This window comes from Pseudomonas sp. FW305-70, from assembly GCF_058783925.1.
In genome coordinates this window covers 145,597-168,619 of sequence record NZ_JBYSYZ010000003.1, presented here as the reverse complement: position 1 = coordinate 168,619, position 23,023 = coordinate 145,597, and the positions used below count along the sequence as shown (strand labels likewise).

At 62.1% G+C, this 23,023-nt stretch carries 19 protein-coding genes; 8 read left to right on the top strand and 11 right to left on the bottom strand.

Annotated elements, in window-relative coordinates:
• Positions 1 to 20: 20 nt before the first annotated feature.
• Both AC3WN7_RS03690 and AC3WN7_RS03685 read left to right on the top strand, forming a co-directional pair.
• Positions 21 to 695: a YciC family protein gene (locus AC3WN7_RS03690; protein WP_102673646.1), complete on the top strand. Its 675-nt coding sequence runs from the start codon at positions 21 to 23 to the stop codon at positions 693 to 695.
• A 66-nt stretch (positions 696 to 761) separates the two neighbouring features.
• The gene (locus AC3WN7_RS03685) at positions 762 to 1,841 is read left to right on the top strand and encodes an endonuclease/exonuclease/phosphatase family protein (protein ID WP_102673647.1); all 1,080 of its coding nucleotides are present in this window, start codon (positions 762 to 764) and stop codon (positions 1,839 to 1,841) included.
• 136 nt (positions 1,842 to 1,977) lie between these two features.
• Here AC3WN7_RS03685 and AC3WN7_RS03680 read toward each other — a convergent pair whose 3' ends face one another.
• From AC3WN7_RS03680 to AC3WN7_RS03660, 5 genes are all read right to left on the bottom strand, one after another.
• A complete protein-coding gene (locus AC3WN7_RS03680) occupies positions 1,978 to 2,811 on the bottom strand; it encodes an ABC transporter ATP-binding protein (protein WP_007975815.1) in 834 nt (277 codons plus the stop codon).
• Entirely contained in the window at positions 2,799 to 3,602 is an 804-nt protein-coding gene (locus AC3WN7_RS03675) for an ABC transporter permease (RefSeq protein ID WP_102673648.1), read from the bottom strand. Before AC3WN7_RS03675 ends, AC3WN7_RS03680 begins: the two co-directional genes overlap by 13 nt.
• A gap of 8 nt (positions 3,603 to 3,610) precedes the next feature.
• Positions 3,611 to 4,597 carry an ABC transporter substrate-binding protein gene (locus tag AC3WN7_RS03670; protein ID WP_095965698.1) on the bottom strand — a complete coding sequence of 329 codons (987 nt, stop codon included), beginning with the start codon at positions 4,595 to 4,597 and terminating at the stop codon, positions 3,611 to 3,613.
• 375 nt (positions 4,598 to 4,972) lie between these two features.
• Positions 4,973 to 6,343, bottom strand: coding sequence for an aspartate aminotransferase family protein (locus AC3WN7_RS03665; protein WP_007975821.1), 1,371 nt, complete (start codon positions 6,341 to 6,343; stop codon positions 4,973 to 4,975).
• A 21-nt stretch (positions 6,344 to 6,364) separates the two neighbouring features.
• Positions 6,365 to 7,855 carry an aldehyde dehydrogenase gene (locus tag AC3WN7_RS03660; protein WP_102673650.1) on the bottom strand — a complete coding sequence of 497 codons (1,491 nt, stop codon included), beginning with the start codon at positions 7,853 to 7,855 and terminating at the stop codon, positions 6,365 to 6,367.
• Positions 7,856 to 8,081: 226 nt separating this feature from the next.
• Between AC3WN7_RS03660 and AC3WN7_RS03655 the strand changes: the two genes are divergently transcribed.
• A complete protein-coding gene (locus AC3WN7_RS03655) occupies positions 8,082 to 9,002 on the top strand; it encodes a LysR family transcriptional regulator (protein ID WP_102673651.1) in 921 nt (306 codons plus the stop codon).
• A 45-nt stretch (positions 9,003 to 9,047) separates the two neighbouring features.
• On the opposite strand, the gene hrpB is transcribed toward AC3WN7_RS03655, so the two are convergent.
• Entirely contained in the window at positions 9,048 to 11,564 is a 2,517-nt protein-coding gene (gene hrpB, locus AC3WN7_RS03650; protein ID WP_102673652.1) for an ATP-dependent helicase HrpB, read from the bottom strand.
• A 100-nt stretch (positions 11,565 to 11,664) separates the two neighbouring features.
• Here hrpB and AC3WN7_RS03645 point away from each other — a divergent pair, with 100 nt between their 5' ends.
• Positions 11,665 to 12,084, top strand: a complete 420-nt coding sequence (locus AC3WN7_RS03645; RefSeq protein ID WP_102673653.1) for a polyribonucleotide nucleotidyltransferase — start codon at positions 11,665 to 11,667, stop codon at positions 12,082 to 12,084.
• A 41-nt stretch (positions 12,085 to 12,125) separates the two neighbouring features.
• Entirely contained in the window at positions 12,126 to 13,022 is an 897-nt protein-coding gene (locus tag AC3WN7_RS03640) for a cation diffusion facilitator family transporter (protein WP_095965703.1), read from the top strand.
• Here AC3WN7_RS03640 and AC3WN7_RS03635 read toward each other — a convergent pair.
• Positions 13,016 to 14,092 (bottom strand): DUF6515 family protein, encoded by a 1,077-nt coding sequence (locus tag AC3WN7_RS03635; RefSeq protein ID WP_095965704.1) that lies wholly within the window; start codon positions 14,090 to 14,092, stop codon positions 13,016 to 13,018. The genes AC3WN7_RS03640 and AC3WN7_RS03635 overlap by 7 nt on opposite strands.
• Positions 14,093 to 14,532: 440 nt before the next feature.
• Between AC3WN7_RS03635 and AC3WN7_RS03630 the strand changes: the two genes are divergently transcribed.
• Positions 14,533 to 15,012 (top strand): Lrp/AsnC family transcriptional regulator, encoded by a 480-nt coding sequence (locus AC3WN7_RS03630; protein ID WP_007937367.1) that lies wholly within the window; start codon positions 14,533 to 14,535, stop codon positions 15,010 to 15,012.
• Positions 15,013 to 15,218: 206 nt separating this feature from the next.
• The gene (locus AC3WN7_RS03625; RefSeq protein ID WP_015096955.1) at positions 15,219 to 15,428 is read left to right on the top strand and encodes a DUF2788 domain-containing protein; all 210 of its coding nucleotides are present in this window, start codon (positions 15,219 to 15,221) and stop codon (positions 15,426 to 15,428) included.
• Here the strand turns inward: AC3WN7_RS03625 and AC3WN7_RS03620 are convergent.
• The 4 genes from AC3WN7_RS03620 to AC3WN7_RS03605 form a co-directional block, all read right to left on the bottom strand.
• Complete coding sequence (locus AC3WN7_RS03620) at positions 15,423 to 16,061, bottom strand: pseudouridine synthase (protein ID WP_095965705.1); 639 nt, start codon at positions 16,059 to 16,061, stop codon at positions 15,423 to 15,425. The genes AC3WN7_RS03625 and AC3WN7_RS03620 overlap by 6 nt on opposite strands.
• 69 nt (positions 16,062 to 16,130) lie before the next feature.
• Complete coding sequence (gene amn / locus AC3WN7_RS03615) at positions 16,131 to 17,630, bottom strand: AMP nucleosidase (protein WP_172435715.1); 1,500 nt, start codon at positions 17,628 to 17,630, stop codon at positions 16,131 to 16,133.
• A 186-nt stretch (positions 17,631 to 17,816) separates the two neighbouring features.
• A complete protein-coding gene (locus tag AC3WN7_RS03610; protein ID WP_095965706.1) occupies positions 17,817 to 19,466 on the bottom strand; it encodes an acyl-CoA dehydrogenase family protein in 1,650 nt (549 codons plus the stop codon).
• 74 nt (positions 19,467 to 19,540) lie between these two features.
• On the bottom strand, positions 19,541 to 21,925 hold the full coding sequence (locus AC3WN7_RS03605; protein WP_102673654.1) for a hybrid sensor histidine kinase/response regulator: 2,385 nt from the start codon (positions 21,923 to 21,925) through the stop codon (positions 19,541 to 19,543).
• Positions 21,926 to 22,208: 283 nt separating this feature from the next.
• Between AC3WN7_RS03605 and AC3WN7_RS03600 the strand changes: the two genes are divergently transcribed.
• Positions 22,209 to 23,006, top strand: coding sequence for a hydroxymethylpyrimidine/phosphomethylpyrimidine kinase (locus AC3WN7_RS03600; protein ID WP_057713171.1), 798 nt, complete (start codon positions 22,209 to 22,211; stop codon positions 23,004 to 23,006).
• The last annotated feature ends 17 nt before the right edge of the window (positions 23,007 to 23,023 follow it).

Here is a 23,023-nt window from a genome sequence, read left to right as displayed (position 1 = left end):
TTCAACCTGCGATACCAACGATGAATCCGTTAGATGTGCTGCGTGACTCTCTGTATTTCTTCAAGCGCAATCTGGGCCAGATCGTGCAGCTGTGCCTGCCGCTGGTCATTTTTGAGGCGCTGCTGCAACAAGTGGTCGACCACTCCACGGAGCCGGACAGTTTCCCCGGCATCAGCGTGATTGTCGGCTTGCTGGTGTACCCGCTGTACACCGCCGCGCTGATTCTGTTTCTCGATGCCCGCAGCCGGGGCGAATCACCGCGCAACCGCGACCTGCTGGCGATGGCGGCGAGCCTGTGGCCGCGTTTCGCCCTGCTGACGGCGCTCAACACCGTGCTGATACTGCTGGGCCTGTCGCTGTATTTCCTGCCGGGTATCTATCTGATGGTGACCCTGGCGTTTGGCGAATACCTGCTGGTGTTGCGCGGCATGGCGCCGCTGGCGGCCATGAAGGAAAGCCTGCGCATGACCCAAGGTCACTTCCTGCGCATCCTGCTGTGCATTCTGTGTGTGATGGGGCCGCTGTGGCTGCTCAAGGGGGCGACCCTGGCGGTGTACCCCGAACCGCAGAACCCGGTGATCTCGCTGCTGATCGACAGCGCCCACAGTTTCCTGCAGCTGTTTACCAGTGTGGTGCTGTTCCGTTTGTTCATGCTGATCAACCCGTTGCCTGAGAGCAATGACAGCTCGCTCTGACCTTGGGCGCGCCCATCGCTCTCGGGTATGCTCGGGAACAATTTTGCAACGCCAATAAGCCGAGCCATGACCCGTCTACTGCGCCACACCCTGCTGGGCCTGCTGATCGTGATCGGCCTGGTCGCCGTGATGACCTACAGCCTGACCTGGCGCCCCGACGCCAATGAAGAGTTGCCCGTCAGTTGCAGTGCCCAGGCCCCCACCCTGGTCCCCGGGCAGGCACTGAAAGTGATGACCTGGAACGTTCAGTACCTGGCCGGCAAGCGTTACGTGTTCTGGAATGACCTGGCCGCTGGTACCGACGAACGCCCCACAACGGAAGACATGGCCTTCAGCCTCGACGAAGTGGCGCGGGTGATTCGCGACGAACAACCGGATGTCGTGCTGTTGCAGGAGCTGGACGACGGCGCCAAGACCAGCGATTACCAGCACCAGTTCAAACTGCTGCAGGAACGGCTCGCCGATTTGTACCCCTGCACCGTCAGCGCCTTCGACTGGAAGGCCGACTTCGTACCGGACCCGCATATCTTCGGCAGCGTCGGCCGGCAACTGGCAACCCTGAGCCGTTACCGGATCGAACATGCCCAACGCCTGCAACTGCCCGTCGTCTCGGGCAATCCGCTCAGCCGCCAATTCAAACCCAGAAACGCCTTGCTGGTGAGCTACTTGCCGTTGAGTGACGGTGGGCAGATGGCGGTGCTCAATACCCATCTGGAGCGTGCGACCCAAGCCGACAACACCTTGCAAAACCAGGTGAAAGCCGTGGCCCGGACCCTCGATAAACTCGAAAGCCGTGGCACGTCGTGGTTGATCGGTGGGGATTTCAACCTGTTGCCGCTGGGTCAGTATCGACGCCTGTCCGATGCGCAACGCGCGCCCTACTCCGCCGACAGCCCGTTGCACCTGCTGTGGGACAAGTACCCGATGATCCCGACCAACAACGAAGCCAGCGGGATCGACCGCGAGCGCTGGCTGACCCACTACCCGAACGACCCCGGGCTGAATGGCCCGGACCGGACTGTCGACTACCTGTTCTACAGTCCGCGGATCAAACGGGTGGAGGCGACGGTGCGGCAGGACGATACGTTGCGTATCTCCGATCACTTGCCGGTGATTGCGCGGTTCCTGTTGCCGGTTGCGCCGTAGCGCCTCACTCAAGTCAGATGCAAATCCTGTGGGAGCGGGCTTGCTCGCGAAGAGACCAGTACATCCGACATCAATGTTGTCTGATACACCGCTTTCGCGAGCAAGCCCGCTCCCACAGGGTCTGTGCAAACCTGGCTTAATGCACCTCTTCCAGATCATCATGCAGCAGCCCGAAGATCTCGCGCTTCATCTCGATGAATGAGCGCTCCATGACCATGTCCAGGTTGCGCGGACGTTCGATCGGCACATCGAGGATCTGCTTGATCCGCCCCGGCCTGGCGCCCATGACGTAGACCCGGTCGCCGAGCAGAATCGCCTCGTCGATGTCGTGGGTCACGAACAACACGGTCTTCTTGCTGTTGCCCCACACCCGCAGCAACAACTGCTGCATTTGCAGGCGCGTCTGGCTGTCGAGGGCGCCGAAGGGTTCGTCCATCAGCAGGATCTGCGGGTCGTTGGCCAGCGCGCGGGCGATGGCGACGCGCTGCATCATCCCGCCGGACAACTGCTTGGCGTAGTTGTCGGCAAAGCCGCTCAGGCCCACTTCATTGACGTAGTAGTCGACAATATCCTTGCGCTGCGCCGCCGGCATGCCGCGCCGCTTGAGGCCGAACTCGACGTTCTGCCGCACGGTCAGCCACGGGAACAGCGTGTAGCTCTGGAACACCATGCCGCGATCCGCGCCGGGGCCTTCCACCTGTTGGCCGCCGACGTAGATCTCCCCCGACGTCGGTTCCGCCAGGCCGGCGGTGAGGTACAGCAGACTCGATTTACCGCAACCCGACGGCCCCACCAGTACGGCAAATTGCTGGTCCGGCACCTCGAACGACACTTCTTCCAACGCGGTAAAGGTCCCGCCATCCGGCTTCTTGTAACGCAGGCTGACCTTGTCCACCTGCAGCCGGGGCGCGTTCACCGGGGCAGCCTGAGGGGCGACAAAACGATGAGTGGCGGCGGTTACTGAGCCCATGCGGTAATCCTCAGACGAAGGAAACGGAACAGTTGATCGGTGACCAGACCCAGCAGGCCGATGATCGCGATGGCGAGGAAAATCACATCTACCTGAAAGCCGCGCATGGCCTTGAGGCTCAGGTAACCCAGGCCACTGGAAGCGGCGACCAGTTCGGCCACCACCAGGTAAGTCCAGGCCCAGCCCATGGTCACCCGCAGGGTGTCGAGCACGCCTGGCAAGGAAGCCGGGGCGATCACATGCAGCACCGCGTCACGACGGTTCGAACCGAGGGTATAGGAGGCGTTGATCAGATCCTTGGAGATGCCTTTGGACACGTCCGCGATCATCACCAGTTGCTGGAAGAACACGCCGAAAATGATCACCGAGACCCGCTGCTCCAGACCGATGCCGATCCACAGGATGAACAGCGGTACGAACGACGTCACCGGCAGGTAGCGAATGAAGTTGACCATCGGCTCCAGGAACGCCTGGACGATGCGGAAGCTGCCCATCAACAGCCCCAGCGGCACGGCCACCAGGGATGACACGATGAAACCGACCATCACCACTTCGACGCTGGCCCACACATGCTGGCCGAGGGTGCCGTCGCGACCCAGGCGCACAGCGGCCTCGATCACCGCGCCCGGCGTCGGCAGGAACATGCCCGGCACCACATCGCCGTAGGACAACCCGGCCCACAGGCCGACCAACAGCACCCAGGCCAGACCACTCGCGCTCCAGATCACCGAGACCGGCAACCCGGTCTTGGGTGTGATGCAGCGGCTCAGCCACGAATTGCGCTTGAACATGCAGCCTCCTAGAGCGGGGTGACGAAGCGGTTGTCGATCAGGTCGTCATTGCTGACGTTGTAGGGCTTGCCTTGCAGCTCGCTGGCGGTCTCGTTGGCCAGCTTGATCAGCGGCGCGCTGTCACCCGGTTTGCCCGGCGCACCCAGCAGTTTTTCGCTCATGGCCTGATCGTAGAAGCGCACGCCCTGGGCGGCCGCTTCCATTTCCTTCGGATCGGCCAGATAGCCGCCGACACCCTTGGCCATGATTTTGTAGGCTTCCTGCGGATGATCCTTGGTGTACTGCACGGCTTTGTACAAACCGGCCACCAGTGCCTTGACGTCTTCCGGCTGTTTTTCGATGACGGTGCAGTTCAGTGCCACCACGTCGACGATCACCCCCGGTGTGCTGCTGCTGTCGATCAGCACCTTGCCTTGTTTCTTGTCGCGCACCATCGACAGGTGCGGCTCCCATGTCACGGCAGCGGGTACGCGACCGGCGATGAACGCGGTGGCGGCATCGTCAGCCGTCATGTTCTGCACGGTGATGTCGCTCATTTTCATGCCGTTCTTTTTCAGCAGATACGACAACCAGAACTGCGAGGTCGAACCTTCGTTCACCGCCACGGCCTGGCCCTTGAGCTCCTGCAAACTCTTGACGTCCTTGCCGACCAGCACGCCGTCGCCACCATGGCTGTCGTCCAGTGCGGCCACGGCCTTGAAGCAGAATTGCGGACGGTATTTGAGCACCTCGTCGATGGTCGACGCCGAGCCGGACAACTCGCCAGACGCTTGTGCGGCCATGTACATCGCCGCCTCTTCGACCACCGGCAATTCGACGGTCAAACCGTTTTCCTTGAAGTAGCCCAGGTCCCGGGCCAGGTACAGGGTGCCGTAGCCGACCCAGGTGGTGTGGCCGATGGACAGGGTGCCGGCCTGGGCGCTGGTGGCGACCGTCGCGGCGATGGCGGTGACCGCCAGTGGATGGACAACACGGGTAAGCAAGGACTTGATCATGGAGCACTCCCAAAGCTGTTGATTTAGTTTTGTCATGGGCAGTACGGCGAGCCCTGAATCGGCTGCAACCTGTGGTCTCTGAGGGACCCTTCGGCGGGCAGCATTCGGCGGGCTGGCGAGATCGATGTTGGCCCAAGGGCAGGATTAGGAAAATGAGGAAATTTGTGGATGCGAGTGATGAAAAAACTGGTTAGCGCGCACTGTGAAAGGGCGCTGTGGGCGGGGATGCCCGAGGTGGGTGCAAGGTGCTGGAATTATGTTGAATGGGCCATAGCATTCGCGAGCAAGCCCGCTCCCACAGGGGATCCGTGTCAGACACAAATCCAATGTGGGAGCGGGCTTGCTCGCGAAGAGGTCCGAGAGAACGCTACACGATCAGAGCCGGCCGTATTCCTGCGCCGTACGATCCACCGCTTTCAAGGTCTTGGCGATCAGTTCGTCAATCTCTTCACGGCTGGCAATCAACGCCGGCGCCATGATCATCCGGCCTAAAGTCGAGCGAATGATCACCCCCTCCTCAAAGCCAATCGTGCGGCAGCGCCAGGCGATGTCGTTCTCATTGGCGAAGCGCTTGCGCGTGGATTTGTCTTCGGCCAGTTGCAGCGCCGCGACCATGCCGGTGCCCTGAATATCGCCCACCAACGGGTGCTTGCCAAACACTTCGCGCAGGCACTGTTGCAGGTACGGGCCGATATCGTCCTTGACCCGCGTCACCACGCCTTCATCGCGCAGGGCCTTGAGGTTGGCAATCGCCACCGCCGCCGCCACCGGGTGTCCGGAATAGGTCAGGCCGTGGGCAAACACGCCGCCCTGCTCCACCAGCACCGAAGCCATTTTCTTCGACAGGATCAGGCCGCCCATGGGGATGTAACCCGAGGTCAGACCCTTGGCGATGGACAGGGTGTCCGGCTCGAAACCGAAGTACTCGTGGGCGAACCATTCGCCGGTACGACCGAAGCCGCCGATAACCTCATCGGCGCACAGCAGCACATCGTACTTGCGGCAGATGCGCTGGATTTCCGGCCAGTAGCTTTCCGGCGGGAAGATCATCCCGCCGGCGCCCTGGAAGGGTTCGGCGATGAAGCCTGCGACCTTGTCCGCACCCAGTTCGAGAATTTTCGCTTCCAGTTGCTGTGCCGCACGCAGACCGAATTCGGCTGGCGTCAGGTTGCCCTCGTGAGCGAAGAAGTACGGCTCGTCGATGTGCTCGATGTCCGGAATCATGCCGCCCATTTCGTGCATGAATTTCATGCCGCCCAGCGCCGTCGCGGCCAGGGTCGAACCGTGGTAACCGTTCCAGCGGCCGATCATGATCTTCTTCTCGGGTTTGCCGAGCACCTGCCAGTAACGCCGCACCGTGCGGATCAACACCTCGTTGGCCTCGGAGCCGGAGTTGGTGTAGATCGCGTGGCTGTAGTGACCCGGCAGCAGGCTGAACAGCAGCTCGGACAGCTCGATCACCTGCGGGTGGGTGGTGTGGAAAAACATGTTGTAGTACGGCAGCTGTTCCAGTTGCTGGCTCGCCGCGGCCGCCAGGTCCTTGCGCCCGTAACCGAGGTTGGTGCACCACAGCCCGGACATGCCGTCGAGGTAACGGCGGCCATCGTTGTCCCACAGGTGCAGGCGCTCGCCACGGACCATCACCCTTGGCCCCTCGTCGTTGAGGGCTTTCTGATCGACGAACGCATGGATGTGGTGCGCAGCGTCGGCGGCCTGGTAGTCGCGGGTTTCACGTGGTGTGGTCATCGCCTGTTCTCCGTTTTGTTATCAGCGCAATTGAAACCAGGTGGTCTTCAACTGGGTGTATTTATCGAATGAATGCAGGGACAGGTCACGGCCGAAACCGGACTGCTTGCCGCCGCCAAAAGGAACGGTCACGTCCAGTGCATCGACGCTGTTGACCGACACCGTGCCCGCTCGCAATTGTCGCGCCACGCGGTGGGCGCGGTTGAGGTCGTCGGTCCACAGCGAAGCCGCCAGACCGTAGACGCTGTCGTTGGCCAAGTGCAACGCATGGGCCTCGTCATCAAACGCCGTGACCGCCAGAACCGGGCCGAATACTTCGTCGCGAAACAGCGGCATGTCCGGTGTCACGCCGGTAAAGATCGTCGGCTGGATGAAGTTGTCGGAGCCGTTGAAGATCGACTGCCGACCACCACAAACCCTGGTCGCACCTTGCTGCTCGGCCTGCTGGATGAACTTCATGATGCGCGCGGTCTGACGGCTGTCGACGATGGCACCGGCAGCGCTCGACGGATCCAGCGGATCGCCCGGCAACCAGCGTTCGGCCTGGGCCTTGAGACGTTCGACGAACACGTCATGAATCGAGCGCTGCACCAGCAATCGCGAGTTGGCCGAACAGACTTCGCCCTGATTGAAGAAGATGCCGAACGCGGCTTTCTCGGCGGCCAGGTCCAGGTCCTGACAATCGGCGAACACCAGGTTGGCGCTCTTGCCGCCGCACTCCAGCCACACCTGTTTCAGGTTCGATTGTGCCGAGTACTGCATGAAATATTTGCCGACCTCAGTGGAGCCGGTGAACACCAGGCAATCGACGTCCGGGTGCAGGCCAAGGGCCTTGCCGGTTTGCTCGCCCAGGCCCGGCAGTACGTTCAACACACCCGCAGGCACACCGGCTTCAAGCGCCAGCTCCGCCAGACGCAAGGCCGAAAACGGCGACTGCTCGGCCGGCTTGAGAATCACCGAGTTACCTGCGGCCAGGGCTGGGGCGAGTTTCCACGCGGCCATGTCCAGCGGAAAATTCCACGGCACCACGGCAGCCACTACGCCGAGGGCTTCGCGGGTGATGGTCGCCAGCACGTTCTGCGCACTCGGTGCGACCTGATCGTAGAGTTTGTCGAGGCTCTCGGCGTACCAGCGCAACACCCCGGCAGCACCCGGCACATCGATGTTGTAGGCGTCCGTGACGGGCTTACCCATGTTCAGCGAATCGAGCAGCGCCAGTTCTTCACGGTTTTCGAGGATCAAGTCGGCCAGGCGCAATAGCACTTGTTTACGTTCGGTCGGCGAACGTGCCGACCAGGTGCCGGCTTCAAACACTTGCCGTGCATTGCGCACCGCCGCATTCACATCTTGCTCGCCACAGGCCGCGACATTGGCCAGGCATTGCCCGGTGGCGGGGTTGATCGCGGCGAAAGTCTGCCCCGATTGCGCCGCTCGGCGCTGGCCATCGATCACGGCCTGGTCGGGAAACCGCAGGGAAGCGGCTTTGCGTTGCCAATACTCAAGCTCGAACACGATCGGATGCTCCAGAGGACATTCTTGTGTATTGGATAGTCGCTCAGGCCCGAGCGGTGGAAAACCAGTAAAAATGTGTTCGCAGGCCAAGAAAAAACTACGTAGCCAATCTCCCTTCTGGCGCAGCATGTGGTTATTGTTCAACCACAACAAATCGCTACCCGAGCGGATAGGGGTGGCGCGCAAATTGCCTGGATGCCTGAGTCGTTCTCCCCCGAGGTTTGCTGTGGCTGCCTACAATCTGCGTCAACTGAAATACTTCATCACCACCGTCGAGTGCGGCAGCGTCGCCGAGGCCTCGCGCAAGCTGTACATCGCCCAGCCGTCGATCTCCACGGCCATCAAAGGGCTGGAAGACAGCTTCGGTGTGCAACTGCTGATTCGCCATCACGCCCAGGGCGTGTCACTGACGCCCAGCGGTGCTCGCTTCTACCGCAAGGCCCAGGAACTGCTGCGCATGGCCAAGGAGTTCGAGCAGAACGCCCTGGCCGACAACGATGTGGTGTCCGGGCAGATCGATATCGGCTGCTTCGAAACCGTCGCGCCGCTGTACCTGCCGCAATTGATTGCCGGGTTTTCGGCGCTGTACCCCGGAGTGGAAATCCGCATCCGCGACGGCGAGCAGCAAGAATTGGTGCAGGGCCTGACCTCCGGCGCCTTCGACCTGGCGATCCTCTATGAGCACGATCTCGACGGCACCATCGCAACTGAACCCTTGATGCCGGCGCAACGGCCTTACGCGCTGCTGCCGGCCGATCACCGTTTTGCCCAGCAGGCACAAGTCTCACTGCGGGACCTGTACCTGGAGCCGATGATTCTTTTGGACGTGCAGCCGAGCCGGACCTATTTCGTCAGCCTGTTCGAAGAGTTGGGCCTGACCCCGCGCATTGCCTTCAGCTCGCCATCGATCGAGATGGTGCGCGGCATGGTCGGACAAGGCTTTGGTTTCTCGATCCTGGTGACCAAGCCGCATTCGGAGTGCACCTACGACGGGCAGAAAGTGGTGTGCGTGGACATCGCCGAAGACGTCACCGGCTCCGGGCTGGTGGCGGCCTGGCTCAAGCGCGGGCAACTGACCAAACCGGCGCAGTTGTTTGCCGACTATTGCCGCGAGCAACTGACCGCCAAGTCCGAACGCTCAGACTGATCCCCTGTGGCGAGCCCCCTCGCCACAGAGTTCGCATCCAAATGACTATTTACGCGGCTTGATCCGCGCAGTCGCTTCGGCCACCAACGGATCATCCGGCCAGTAATGCTTCGGGTACCGCCCCTTCAAATCCTTCTTCACTTCGGCGTAAGTGCTGCGCCAGAAGTTCGCCAGGTCCTGCGTGACCTGCACCGGCCGCCGCGCCGGGGACAACAGATGCAGCTTGACCACTTGCCGCCCTCCGGCGATACGCGGGGTTTCGGCCAGGCCGAACAACTCCTGCAGACGCACCGCCAGAATCGGCGGCTGTTCGCTGTAGTCCAGGCGAATCGACGAGCCCGACGGCACGCTCAAATGATGCGGCGCCAACTCGTCCAGCCGCTGCGGCAGCGGCCACGGCAGCAGGTTGTGGACGATGCTCGACAGGTCCAGATTGGCGAAGTGACTGAGCCGCGACACCTTGCCCAGATACGGCATCAGCCAGTGTTCCAGGCCTTTGAGCAACGCGGCATCGCTGACATCCGGCCACTCGCTCTCGCCCTTGCCGGCGAGGTCCAGTTGCCGCAACAACGCCACTCGTGCCTGCCACTGACGCAGCTCCGGCGTCCATGGCAACAGTTCCAGGCCTTTGCGCCGCACCAGATTCACCAGCGCCTGGCTGCGGGCGCTTTCGTCGAGACCAGTGAGCGGTTCACGGCTGAGGATCAATTCACCAACCTTGCGCTGACGCTCGGCACGCAGCACACCTTCGCGCTCATCCCAATCCAGTTGATCGACGCAACGCACCTGCTCGGCCAGCACTGAGTCGAACAGTGCCGGATCGAAATCCGTCGCCAGGTAAATCCGCTCTTCTCGCTGCCCCTGGCGACTGCCCAGATCGGCGATCACCAGCCACGGCTGCTTCATCAGGCTGTCGGCCTCGGCGAACAGCGCGGCACGACCGTTGGCCAGGCGATATTCCGCACCACCGGCGCGCCGTTGTTGGGCGACGCGGTCGGGATAGGCCAGCGCCAGCAACGCACCGAGCCAGCGCGGGTGATCCGGATCGCTGACCGGCTCCGAGGCTTTGCCGCGCAAGTAACCACGATACTGCCGCGCCAGTTGCCGTGCGCGTTGCACGCCACCCTGCGCGCCACGTGCGGCGCGTTCTTCGCCAGACAGCAATACCAGTCGGCTGTGCAAGTCCGCCCCGGCGCCACGCAAAATATCGCGTTCGCCGAGCAGTGCGGCGACATCGCAAGCCATCTCCGCCAGACCCAGCGCCTGGCCGCGCAACAGCAAATGCGCGATACGCGGATGGGCCGGCAGTTCGGCCATGGCCTGGCCGTGACGGGTCAGCGCTTCGCCGGCCAGTGCGCCCAGGCGTTCGAGCAGATCCTGAGCCTGTGCATAAGCGGCGGCCGGTGGCACGTCAAGCCACACCAGTTGCCCGGGTGTCACACCCCAGCGCCCCAATTGCAGGGCCAGCCCGGCAAGGTCCGCCGAGAGGATTTCCGCACTGCCATAAGCCGCCAGTTGCTCGTGCTGGTCCTGGGACCACAGGCGATAACAAACACCGGGTTCCAGACGCCCGGCCCGGCCCGCGCGCTGGGTCGCACTGGCCTTGGAAATGCGCTGGGTGTCGAGACGGGTCATGCCGCTGCCCGGGTCGAAACGCGGCACCCGCGCCAACCCGGCATCGATCACCACGCGCACGCCGTCGATGGTCAAACTGGTTTCGGCGATGTTGGTGGCCAGCACCACTTTGCGCTTGCCCGGCGGCGCCGGATCGATCGCCGCCCGTTGCGCCGTCAGGTCCAGTTCACCGTGCAACGGACACAGCAGAACCTGTGGGTTGTCACCCAAGGCATCGGCCAATTGCTGATGCACGCGGCGGATTTCCGCTTGCCCCGGCAGGAACACCAGCACGCTGCCGGTCTCGTCGTTCAAGGCTTCGAGGAGGGTCTGCACCAGGCGCGGCTCGATGAATTCACCGGCCTGGAACGGCCGGCCCCAGCGCATCGCCACCGGGTACATGCGCCCTTCGCTGCGCAGGATCGGCGCGTCGTCGAGCAACCCGGCCAGGCGTTCGCCTTCAAGCGTGGCGGACATCAAGAGAATTTTCAGCGGCTGATCGTCACGGAACAGTTCGCGACCATTGAGGCTCAGGGCCAAGGCCAGGTCAGCGTCGAGGCTGCGCTCGTGAAACTCGTCGAAAATCAGCAGGCCCACGCCTTCCAGCGCCGGGTCATCCTGCAGGCGTCGGGTGAGGATGCCTTCGGTGACCACTTCGATTCGGGTATTGGGGCCGACTTTGCTGTCGAGGCGAATGCGATAGCCCACGGTTTCGCCGACCTTTTCCCCCAGCTCACTGGCCAGCCGTTCCGCCGCTGCGCGCGCGGCCAACCGGCGGGGTTCGAGCATCAGGATGGTCTGCCCGGCCAGCCACGGTTCGTTGAGCAAGGCCAAGGGTACGCGGGTGGTTTTACCGGCGCCGGGCGGAGCTTCGAGCACGGCTTCGTGGCGTGTAGCGAGGGCTTCACGCAGGGCGGGTAAAACTTCATCGATCGGCAAAGAAATCATGCTGGCTCCCAAACAGAGGCGCGAGTATAACGGCGAACTGTTTGTCGTAGTCTGGGCTCTAACCAGTAACGTTCTTGGCGTTCTACTCAGGAGATTTCATATGCGTGCTCCCTTTCGCCTGATTGGCGGTGTTCTGGTCGCAACCTTGCTGACTCAAGTGACCGCCTGCGGGTCGATTTTCTACCCCGACCGCCGTGGCCAGATCGAAGGCAAGATCGACCCGGCCATCGCCGCGCTCGATGCCGTGGGCCTGCTGTTCTACATCATCCCCGGCCTGATCGCGTTTGCCGTGGACTTCGCCACCGGCGCGATTTACTTCGAGCCGGGCAAGACCGCCCAGGTCGATCCGCAAAAGCTCAAGGACGCCATCGGCCCGGACGGCCAGGTCGATAACCGCAAGTTGCAGACTATTCTGGAAAGCGAGCTGGGTCGCAGCTTCCCGCTGGACGATCCACGCCTGATCCAGAGCAAAGGCAGCACCCAGCAACTGGCGATGTTCGGCCTGCAACCGGCCGCGTAATCCCTCCACGCGAAAGGACTCTTCAAGGAACGATGGCCACTATGACCTCCAGCTCCGAACACGCCCGCCTGCTGCGGCTGGCGACCCGTGCCTCGGTGGCGGTGGCATGCATGTTGATCATCGCCAAAGCCATCGCCTGGTGGCTGAGCGGCTCGGTGAGCATGCTCGCCGGGCTCACCGACTCGACACTCGACGGCGTCACCTCATTGCTCAACCTGCTGGCGGTGCATTACGCCCTGCGCCCCGCCGACAATGATCATCGCTACGGGCACGGCAAGGCCGAGTCGTTGGCGGGCATGGCCCAGGCGTTGTTCATTGGCGGCAGTGCGGTACTGATTGCGTTGCAGGCCTATGATCGGCTCAAACATCCCGAACCGGTCGGCGCACCGTGGATCAGTATCGGCGTGATTGTGTTCTCCCTCGTACTGACCCTGGCGTTGTTGATGTTTCAACATCGGGTGGTCAAGGCCACCGGCTCCAACGCGGTACGCGCCGACTCCCTGCACTACCGCTCGGACCTGCTGCTCAACGGCAGCATTCTGATCGCGCTGGTGCTGGCCGGGTATGGCCTGCATCAGGTCGACCCCTGGTTCGGTCTGGGAATCGCCGCCTACATTCTGTGGAGCGCTGTGCAGATCGCCCGGGAGAGCTTTGCGGTGTTGATGGATGAAGAACTGCCGCCGGAGGTCAGCCAGCACATGCTGGAATTGGCGTGCAGCGTGCCCGGCGTGCTGGGTGCCCATGACCTGCGCACGCGGATCTCCGGCAACCAGTGGTTTGTGCAGTTGCATCTGGAGCTGCCGGGGGAACTGACGCTGTCAGTGGCCCACGGCATCAGCGATCAGGCTGCCGCGGCCATTCACGACGCCTACCCGCGCGCCGAAGTGCTGGTGCACGCCGACCCGCAGGAAGTGGTGAAATCCGCTCGGGTTCAGTAGTTGACCTGATAACCACGACTGCTCAGGCAATTGCCCTGGGCCTGTCGGTAAGCTTGCACCACCGACGGGTCTGGCTGGTAGGTGGCGGTGCGTGGATCGAAACCACTCTGCTGCACCGCGTACTGATAACACTCGTAGCCATCGCGACTGACCTGCTCCGGCGACTGGCCGTTGGCCGGGTACGCCTCCACGTCATAACCATTGCTGGCGGCCGGTGGTGGCGACTGCAGTTGGCCAACCGGCGGCTCGACCACGACGTAATCCCGGGTGCTCTCCTGATAGGCGTAATACGAACCGGCCGCGAGGAACAGCAGCGCCCCGCCGATCCATATCTGCTCGGCGTAATCAGGAAGGTAGCTGACGCGAATCCCCCGAGGCGGCGCTACCACCTCATAACGCGGGCCCAGCGGGCGATACCAGTAGCCACCGGAATAGTAGTAATCCATGCCACGGTAAGGCACGCGCAAGTTACGCTCGGGGAAGCGGTCGATCACCTGTCCGGGGCGATACCTGGGGCCTGGCCCCCAGCCGTTACCGCGTCCACTCGGGCGTCCGTCCCAGTGATTGTCATGGGTCGGCGCACCGATATAGCCCTTCCAGCGCTGATTGTAATCGTTGCGATGCGGCTGATCCTGGTAGTGCTGATCCTGATAGTCACCGCGCCGCGGCGGCTGGGTCTGGCGCACGGTGTCGGGGCGGGGCTGGATCGGCATGTCAGTGGCCGGCAACTGCGGGGGCGGCGGCGGTGAGCGAACCGGGCTGTTGAAATCCGGCGCTGGACGGGGCTGCCTCTGGCTATTGTTCTGATGTTGATTCTGGCCGTTGTGCTCGTACTGGCGGTTGTCGTTGTTCTGCGCACGCGGCGGGTTCTGCGGCGGGCCGTTCTGCGGGCGTGGCTGGTTGTTGCCACCACGGCCCTGACTCCCCCCCTGGTTACCACCCTGATGCCCATCCTGGCCGTGCTGCCCGCCATCATGGCCACGGTTTTGCTGCTCATCGGCCAGCGTTTGCGCAGTGACACTGACACACAGCAAACCAACACCGGCCAAACGCCAGATGCGCGATTTCATGCTTATCCTCATTGCGGGTCAGGGCCTGTACGTAAGACTGGGAAAGCAGTGACCGGTTCTGCGACAGGTTATCAGTCGCGCAACTTATTTATTGAGGCCAGGAGGGTCAAATTCCACACGCAAGAAAAAGGGGAGACCCGTCGGCCTCCCCCTGGAGAACTTCGTCCTGGCTCAACGCTTGTGGCGCCGGCTCACCTCACGCCGTCTTCTGGACAGTGTGTAGCTCGGGGGCCGGCACATCCCCGGTGGGGGTGGCGACCGCGGCGGGCCTGATTGGGCGAGCCGCACTGGACTGTTTGTCCGAGCAGTGATTCTGGTGATAAGAATAGGCCGTGAGCGCCGACAGAGGATTGCGAAGATTGCTCAATTAAACATCACTTGCGCAATTTTTAACCCCGGATACATAATCTGCCGCAATAGTTACGACAAAGGACTGATTGATGAGCAAGCTCGATCGTTACGACCTGAGTATTTTGGCGGAATTGCAGCGCGACGCACGCATCTCCAACCAGGAGTTGGCCGAGCGCATCGGTCTGTCGCCTTCGCCGTGCTCGCGGCGGGTCAAGCAACTGGAAGACGACGGCTACATTTCCCGTCAGGTCGCCCTGCTCGACCGCAAAATGCTCGGCCTGAGCCTGACGGCCTACGTGCTGATCGGTATGGACCGTCATACGCCGGAACGTTTCGAGAACTTCGAAGCGGCCATTCGCACCTTGCCCCAAGTGCTCGAATGCAGCCTGGTGACCGGGATGGATGCCGACTATCAACTCAAGGTCGTGGTGCCGGACATGGATCACTACCAGAAACTGCTGCTCGGGCACCTGACCCGGATTGAAGGCGTGACCAGCGTGCGTTCGAGTTTTGTGCTGAACCAGGTTTTGAACAGCACCGAACTGCCTCTGACTCATCTGCGTAGCTGATGACGTCTTCGCGAGCAAGCCCGCTCCCACAATCGACCGCATTCTCATGGTAGAACTCGGTTAAATGTGGGAGCGGGCTTGCTCGCGAAGAGGCCGGCACAGGCGACGAATGACTGCGACACACCGACGCAGGTCAACTCACCGCCATTCTCCCTTGGCGTATACTCCCCGCGCCCTTTTAGCCTCGCTCGCGCTGGAGATGTTCGATGGATCCTGCAGTTTTTGAAGAGTGGATGATGACCGGTCTGGTCACGATCCTGATCATTTTCATGGGTTTCATCGTCTGGGATCTGGCGAAGAAGTCCAAGGCCGGGCGCTTTGGCTCGTTCATCCTGTTCTTCGTGCTGGGCCTGGGCGTGGCCGCGTTCATCATCAAGAGCGTGGTGATCGGCCTGATCGAATCCGGCACCTTATAAGCGCGCCGGTACTTCTTTCCACTGTCCCTGATCGAGCCCTTCGATCGTCCAGTCACCGATCCTGACCCGCACCAGGCGCAAGGTCGGCAAACCGACCGCAGCGGTCATGCGCCGCACCTGCCGGTTGCGCCCTTCGCGAATCACCAACTCCAGCCAGCTGGTCGGCACGCTTTTGCGAAAGCGCACCGGCGGATTGCGCGGCCATAGCTCGGGCTCGTCCAGTTGCCGCGCCTCGGCGGGCAAGGTCATGCCGTCATTCAATTCGACGCCGTCACGCAGGCGCTGCAATTGCTCGGCGCTCGGTTCGCCCTCGACCTGCACCCAATAGGTCTTGGCCAGTTTGTGCTTCGGGTCGGCGATTCGCGCCTGAAGCTGGCCGTCGTTGGTCAGCAACAACAAGCCTTCGCTGTCGCGATCCAACCGTCCCGCCGGATAGATTCCCGGTACATCGATGTAGTCCTTGAGCGTCGCGCGCCCTTCGCCGTCACTGAATTGCGTCAGCACATCGAAGGGTTTGTTGAACAGGATCAGCTTCGGCTCGGCCGGTGGTGCCTTGGCGACACGGCGCGGGGCTGCAGGCGACGGTTTCGTGCCTGGGCGGCGGGAAACGGGACGTTGAGGAGGACGAGACATGAGAAAGGAAACATCTAACGGTCAGGGCTGACAATGCTAGTGCCCCGACCGCTAAATGACCATCGCGAATCAGCGGAACGGCGGTTCGTCGAAGCTGCGCAGTTTGCGCGAGTGCAGTGAATTGAGTTCGGTGCGCAACAGATCCACCGCCTCGATACCGATCTTCAAGTGCTGGCTGACCGCGCGCTCATAGAAGGCGTTGGCCGAGCCCGGCAACTTGATTTCGCTGTGCAGCGGTTTGTCCGAGACGCAGAGCAGCGTGCCGTACGGCACCCGCAAACGATAACCCTGGGCGGCGATGGTGCCACTTTCCATGTCCACCGCCACGGCGCGGGACAGGTTGATCAGCGGCCGTTCCTGCGCCCAGCGCAGCTCCCAGTTACGGTCGTCGTAGGTCAGCACAGTGCCGGTGCGCAGGCGTTTTTTCAGTTCGTCGCCCTTCTCGCCGGTGATGTTGGCCGCCGCCTGCTGAAGCGCGAGTTGCACTTCGGCCAGGGCCGGAATCGGAATGTTTGGCGGCACGACCCGGTCGAGAATGCCGTCGCGGCGCATGTAGGCGTGGGCCAGCACGTAGTCGCCAATCGTCTGCGACTGACGCAGGCCACCGCAGTGGCCGATCATCAGCCAGCAATGCGGACGCAGAACGGCGAGGTGGTCGGTGATGTTCTTGGCGTTGGACGGGCCGACACCGATGTTGACCAGGGTCACGCCGTGGCCGTCACTGGCGATCAGGTGATAGGCCGGCATCTGGTAACGGTGCCAGACCACGCCGGCGGCAATCGCCGAGGCTTCGCCGTGATCCATGCTTTTTTCGATGATCACGTTACCCGGCAGCACCATGCGCACGAAGCGCGGGTCCTGGCGCAATTGTTCCAGGCCGTGGACGATGAACTGGTCGACATAGCGGTGGTAGTTGGTCAGCAGAATCCACGGTTGCACATGGCGCCAGTCGCTGCCGGTGTAATGCACCAGTCGGCGCAGGGAGAAATCCACCCGCGCGGCATCGAACAGCGCCAGGGGCAGCGGATCGGTGTTTTCCCAGTCGTACAAACCGTCGGCAATGCCGTCGGTCGCGGCCGACAGGTCGGTACTCGGGAACACCCGCGCCAGCACGGCGGCGGTGACGCCGGAACCTCCCAGTTCATCGCCCTGCTCGACCACATACGGATACGGGATGTTCTGCTGGCTGACACCGACTTCCACCGTCACGGTGAAGTCGTGCATCAACGGAACCAGTTGTTCCAGCAGGTACTTACGGAAAGCCGACGGATGGGTGACGGTGACACTGTAGGTGCCCGGCAGCTGGACCTTGGCATAGGCACGCGTGGTCTGCGGGACTTCGCCCTGGCAGTGGTAGGTCAGGCGCAGCTCGGGATACCGGAACAACGCCCGCTGCTCGGCATCAGGCTCGACGCGGTCCTTGAGGTAACGCTTGAGCGCCTGACTCAGCGCGGTGGTTGCACGATTGTGCAAGAGTGCAAGCCGATCCACGGCTTGCTCGGCGGTTTGAACGACAATAAAAGCTTCGGTCACGATCAGCATCCTGTGTTCTGACTTGCAGACCTTCATCTTGCCTGCATCGTCGCTTCACGGGAACAGTGATTGCTACACAAACCCCGGGGCGCGCCGCAGATCAAATGTGGGAGCGGGCTTGCTCGCGAAAGCGGTCTGTCAGTCACATCAAGGTTGAATGTGAAACCGCATTCGCGAGCAAGCCCGCTCCCACATTGGCCAGTGGTGACCTTGCACCTGGGATCAGAAACCCTGCGGGGTCGATCGGGCGACAATGGCTTCCACGTCCAGGCCGCGTGGCAACGCGCCGTACACCCGGCCGCCACCGTCCAGGCGACTGGCGATGAAGGCATCACTGACCACCGAATTCCCGGCTTCCAGCAGCAACTTGGCCTGCAACCCCAAGGCGATGTCTTCAGTCAGTTGCCGGGCGCGGTACTGAATGTCGCTGGTGTCCTTGAAGGCCGCCTGCAATTGCTGGATGTGCGCGGCAAGGCGCTTGTCGCCATGGCCGTCGCCCAACTCGCTGAACAGTGCATCGAGCACGCCCGGTTCTTTTGACAGGGCACGCAGCACGTCCAGGCACTGCACGTTGCCGGAACCTTCCCACGTCGAATTCACCGGCGCCTCGCGGTAAAGCCGCGGCAGAATGCTGTCTTCGACATAACCCGCGCCGCCCATGCATTCGGCGGCTTCATTGATCATCGCCGGCGCCCGCTTGCAGATCCAGTACTTGCCCACCGCCGTTACCAACCGGGCGAACCTGGCTTCCTGCGAATCATCCAGATGATCCAGCGCCCGGCCCATGCGCAGGCTCAAGGCCAGGGCGGCTTCGCTTTCCAGCGCCAGATCCGCCAGCACGTTCTGCATCAATGGCTGCTCGCTGAGCAGTTTGCCGCCGACCGAACGATGAGCGCAATGATGGCTGGCCTGGGTCAGTGCCTGACGCATCAGCGAACTGGAACCGACCATGCAATCGAAGCGGGTCATGGCGACCATCTCGATGATCGTCGGAACGCCACGCCCCTCTTCACCGATCATCCACGCCAGTGCGCCGCGGAACTCCACTTCGCTGGACGCGTTGGAGCAATTGCCGAGCTTGTTCTTCAGGCGCTGGATGTAGAACTGATTGCGTGTGTCGTCCGGGCGATGGCGCGGCAGCAGGAAACAGGTCAGGCCCTTGTCGGTCTGTGCCAGTGTCAGGAAGGCGTCGCACATCGGCGCCGAGCAAAACCACTTGTGCCCCACCAACTCATAGGCCTGGCCCGGACCGCTGGCTCCGACCGGATACGCCTTGGTGGTGTTGGCCCGCACATCGGTGCCGCCCTGCTTCTCGGTCATGGCCATGCCGATGGTGACCCCGGCCTTGTGGGCCATGCCGACGTTACGCGGGTCGTATTCGGTGGCGAGGATTTTCGGCAACCACTTTTGCGCCAGGTCCGGCTGCAGGCGCATGGCCGGAACGCTGGCGAAGGTCATGGTCAACGGACAGCCACTGCCGGCTTCGGCCTGGCTGTGCAGATACGACATGCTAGCGCGGGCCACATGAGCGCCGTCCTGCGGGTGCGCCCAGGGCAACGAGGTCAGGCCGTGCTCGACTGCCGTGCGCATCAGTTGGTGATAGGCCGGATGAAATTCCACCAGATCGATGCGATGACCAAAGCGGTCATGACTGTTGAACACCGGCTTGTTCTGATTGGCAAGGAACCCGGCTTCCATCAACGGACCACCGGCCAGCGCCCCGTAAGCGTCGATCCGCGATTCGGCCCAACCGGCCCCGAACCGCCGCGACCATTCTTGCAACGGCAAGTCGATGCGGTAGAGGTTGGCGCCGTCCAGGGACGGTGGCTGGTTGGTGACTTCGTGGGTTTCGGCAAACTGATGCAGGTTCATGACTGGGCTCCTTTGGTCGGCCAAGGGACTTCAGTTAAGCACCGCCCCTCAACCGAACAAAGTGTCATATCCGCCTAACTATCGGCGCTTTCGCCCTGTTGCGAGCAGAGCACCCGGCGGTAGAGTGCGGCCTGCAAGTCTTCGAATTTCACCGGCTTGCTCAAGTAATCAATCAACGCACCGGTCGGGCAGCGTTCACGGTCACCCCCCAGGGCGATCATGAACAACGGCAGCTCGGCATGGCCCGGCAGCGCGCGGATCCGGCAGCACAGCGACTCACCGTCCTGACGCGGCAGTTGGCAATCGACCAGCACCGCGTCAAACACTTCGCGCTGCAGGAGGTCGAGCGCGACATCGGCTCCGTCGGCCGTACGCACGCGGAACCCCAGCTTGAGCAACATGCCGCGCATCACCAACTGGCTGATGCTGTTGTCATCCACCAACAACACGGCACAATCCTGAGGCAAGCGCAGGCGCGGAAAATCCCGGGACATCAGCGGCGCCAGCGGGCGTTCGACCACCGGCAACCCGACTTCCACATCCAGCTGAAACCGACTGCCGCGTCCTGGCTCGGAACGATGCGTCAGGCGTCCGCCAAGCAATTCGACCAACTGTCGGCAAATCGCCAGACCAACACCCAGGCCGCCGTATTCACGGGTCATAGAGCCATCGACCTGGAAGAACCGTTGATACATCGTGGCCTCTCCCAGATCGGTGAAGCCAATGCCCGTGTCGATCACCGCAAAGGTCAACGCCAGCCGGTCGGGCCCAGTGGCATTGCCGGTCACCCGCAAGGCCAGGCCGCCGACCCGGGTGAACTTGATGGCGTTGTCCAGCAGACACTCCAGGCATTGCGCAATCTTGGCGTTGTCGCCGTGCACGCGATCTGGCACACCGGATGCGACATCGACCTTGAAGTCCAGCGACTTGCTCGAAGCGTTGCCCTCGAACTGCGTGCGCAGCGCCTCGACCATGCCGCGCAAGCTGAAAGTGTCGGTCGAGGCCTGGAGCTTGCCGGCCTGCAGTTCGGTGAGGGTCAGGATACCGTTGACCATGCGCATCATGTCCCGCGCCGACCCCGAAGCCGTCTGCTGATACTGCTCAAGCTCCGGGTCCATTTCGACCGTCTGCATCAATTCCAGTGAACCGATCACACCGTTCATGGGCGTGCGAAGTTCATGGGTCAGGGTGGCCAGGAATTCGTCCTTGAGCTTGTTACTGCGAGCCAGTTGCTGGTTGAGGATTTCAAGCTTCTGGCTGGCGTCGAACAGGGTTTGCGCCTGCTGCTCGCGCATGTCGTTAATGCGGTCGGCCAGTGCCAGGGACAACAACGCCACTTCGATGGCCGAGCCGATCTGGCTGGAATACATGGTCAGGAACACATTCGGCAGGTATCCAAGCACCATCAACGTATTGACGATGCCGCCGAGCAAAAACGCCGACCAGGCAATAATGAAATACCGCGCGACGCGCAGGCCCCGCAACCAGGCAAAGATCCCGGCGGCAAAAATCACCACCGTGAACGTCAGCGCCAGGGCCGTGGCCAGGCGCAAGGCCAGGGCGTAGCTGGTCATCAATGACAGGCCAACCACCAGCGCACTGAAGGCGACCAGCGCCAGCAACAAGCGATCGAGCCAGCGACTGTGGATAGCCATTTGCAGGAAACTGCGGGCGAACTGACTGCCGAACAGGCCCGCGCAGCCGATGAAAAACGGCGTCGCGGCGTTGGCCCACCAAGGGTTGTCCGGCCAGAAATACTGCACCGCCGCGCCATTGACCGACAGCTGATACAAGCCGAACGAAGCGATATAGAAGATGTAGTAGAGGTAACTGGTGTCGCGCACGCTGAGGTAGATGAACAGGTTGTAGACCAGCATCCCCAGCAACACGCCGTAGATCAGCCCCAGTACGTAGAGGCGCACAGGCTGCTCTTCGAGGTAGGCGGTGCTCGACCACAAGGTTACCGGTGCCTGGATCGAGCCTTCGCTTTGCAATCGCAGGAATAGGGTTTCGGCCTGCTCAGGTTTGAACGTCAGGTCGAACAGATAGTTGTTCTGACGAATCTCGCGGCTGGCGAAGGGCAAGGCATCGCCGGTCTGCCTGACCAACTGATAGTTGCCGGCCGCATCGGGCAAATAGAGATCGAGATGATCGAGGGGTGGATAGGCCAGTTCCAGCAGCCAGGTCCGTTGCGCCGCCGGATCGGTCGGACGGTAATGCAGGTCGATTTTCAGCCAGAACACCGAACGCGAGTACCCGGCGTTGAGCGTGTCTTTGTTGTGCGCCTTGAAGTTGCCGGCCGCCGCTTGCGCGCGGATATCCGCGATGGTCGCCTGACCACCTGCGTCCTCATAGACCTGCAGGGTTCGGCCCAAGGGGAGGCTCTGAGTGAACTCATCGAACTCGACGGCGTTTGCCAGGAGGGGCAAACACAACAGCAACATCAGCAAATAGCGCATTGAAGCCCCAGCGTGGCCTGTCCGGTTCTGTCAGGAAGCCCCCCCATTCCTTTTGAGCAGACGTAAAACCGGTATCACCTGTTATTGGTTTGGATCCACTCTAGCATAGCCGTTGATGGCCATTAAATACCATTGAAATATTTCCTACAAAGGCTCTAGAACGGGCGTTCCAGAGGAACTACCAGGACATAATCAGAGGCAGGCAAATCACTGCCACAATGGAACAGGCAGACTGGATGTCACCACACCCGAAAATCAACGTTTGGTGGTAAGCTCGCGCACCATGAATATCTACAGCTCTCGCCCCGTTGTCCTCTGTCTCTCCGGCCACGACCCAAGTGGTGGCGCCGGCTTGCAGGCAGATATCGAAGCCCTGCTCGCTCAGGGATGCCATGCGGCTCCGGCCGTCACCGCCCTGACCGTGCAAGACACCGTCAATGTCACTGACTTCCGCGTCCTCGACCGTGAGTGGGTACTGGCCCAGGCCAATGCCGTGCTCAACGATTCCGAAGTCGCGGCGGTCAAACTGGGCATGCTCGGTTCCCTGGAAATGGTCGACACCGTGGTCGAACTGCTTTCGGCGCACCCGCATTTGCCAGTGGTCTGCGACCCGGTGCTGCGCGCCGGCGGCGGCGGACGCCTGGGCAAGGACGAAGTCGGCTACGCCATGCGCGAACGCCTGCTGCCCTTGTCGATCATTGCCACTCCCAACCTTCCCGAAGCCCGGATCCTCGCCGAACTGCCCGAAGGCACCGCGGACGAGTGCGCTGAAAAACTCTTGCCGTTCGTCAAACACCTGCTGATCACCGGCGGCCATGGCGACGAAACCGAAATCCACAATCGCCTGTACAGCCGCGACGGCCTGCGCGAAACCTTTACCTGCCAGCGACTGCCCGGCAGCTATCACGGTTCCGGTTGCACCCTGGCCAGCGCACTGGCCGGTCGTCTGGCCCAGGGTGAAAACCTCGCCAGCGCCGTGCAGACCGCGCTTAACTACACATGGCGCACCCTGCGTGACGCCGAGCAGCTGGGCAAAGGCCAGTTTGTGCCGCGTCGCCTGCCGCTGGATTTCTGTTCGTAACTTCCTTTTGTAATGCG